The sequence below is a fragment of the Paracoccus sp. S4493 genome (assembly GCF_000967735.1).
Lineage (GTDB): Bacteria > Pseudomonadota > Alphaproteobacteria > Rhodobacterales > Rhodobacteraceae > Paracoccus > Paracoccus marcusii.
On sequence record NZ_JXYF01000330.1, the window covers coordinates 1 to 1,083 of the forward strand.

The following is a 1,083-nucleotide window of genomic DNA, read 5'->3' on the forward strand; positions in this document are numbered from 1 at the left end:
GCGTGGGCCTGTATGGCGGGCTGCCCTTTGGGCAGGCCCGCGGCGTCGTCACGCTGTCGCTGCGCGTGATCCAGACCCGTGACGTGCGGAGGGGAGAGATGGTCGGCTATGGCGCCAGTTGGCACGCGCCGCGCGACTGTCGCATCGCCACCGTCGATGCGGGCTATGCCGACGGCATCCTGCGTTCGCTGTCGGGTAAGGGTGCGCAGCTGTTCGCCGCCGATGTGGCCTGTCTGGTCGTCGGGCGCGTGTCGATGGACCTGATCACGGTGGACGTCAGCGATCTGGATGCGGTGCCAGACCGGCTTGACCTGATCTGCGCGCATCAACCCATCGACCGTCTGGCCGACATCGCCGGCACCATCGGATACGAGGTGCTGACCTCGCTTGGGCTGCGCTACCAGCGGACCTATCTGTGACGCCCATCCGGGCGATCGGACGACCCGCCCTGCGCGCCACCCGGACCATCGGGGCGGTGGCGCTGTTCGCGATGCGGGGGCTGTCGGGGTTCGGGACACCCCGTGCAATCGTGCGCCAGGTGATGCAGATCGGCTGGCTGTCGCTGCCGGTCGTAGGGCTGACGGCGTTGTTCACCGGGGCGGCGCTGGCCCTGCAGATCCATTCGGGCGGAGAGCGGTTTCAGGCCGGCGACGTCGTCCCGGCAATCGTGGCCATCGGCATGGTTCGCGAACTGGGGCCCGTCCTGGGCGGCCTGATGGTCGCCGCCCGCGTCGCCAGCAGCATCGCCGCCGAGATCGGAACCATGCGCGTCACCGAACAGATCGACGCGTTGGTAACACTGTCGACCGACCCGGTCCGCTGGCTGGTCACGCCCCGGCTGTGGGCGGCGATCCTGTGCATGCCGGTGCTGGTGGCCACGGGCGACATCATCGGCATCATGGGCGGCTGGCTGGTGGGCACGACGTCGCTTGGGTTCAATTCGGCCAGCTACATCGCGAACAGCTGGGCATATCTGGAGCCGTGGGACGTTACCTCTGGCCTGATCAAGGGGGCGGTCTTCGGACTGGTCATCGCGTTGTCGGGATGCTGGTTCGGCATGCGGTCGGGGCGCGGCGCGGCAGG

The 1,083-nt window shown here is 68.7% G+C and carries 2 protein-coding genes; both read left to right on the top strand.

Going from position 1 to position 1,083, the window contains the following annotated elements; genetic code table 11:
• Positions 1-419, top strand: a 419-nt coding sequence (locus TW83_RS17515) for an alanine racemase C-terminal domain-containing protein (RefSeq protein ID WP_045984071.1), incomplete at its 5' end; no start/stop codon positions are given.
• The coding region (locus tag TW83_RS17520; RefSeq protein WP_045984072.1) for an ABC transporter permease at positions 416-1,083 on the top strand (668 nt) is incomplete at its 3' end. The genes TW83_RS17515 and TW83_RS17520, both read left to right, overlap by 4 nt.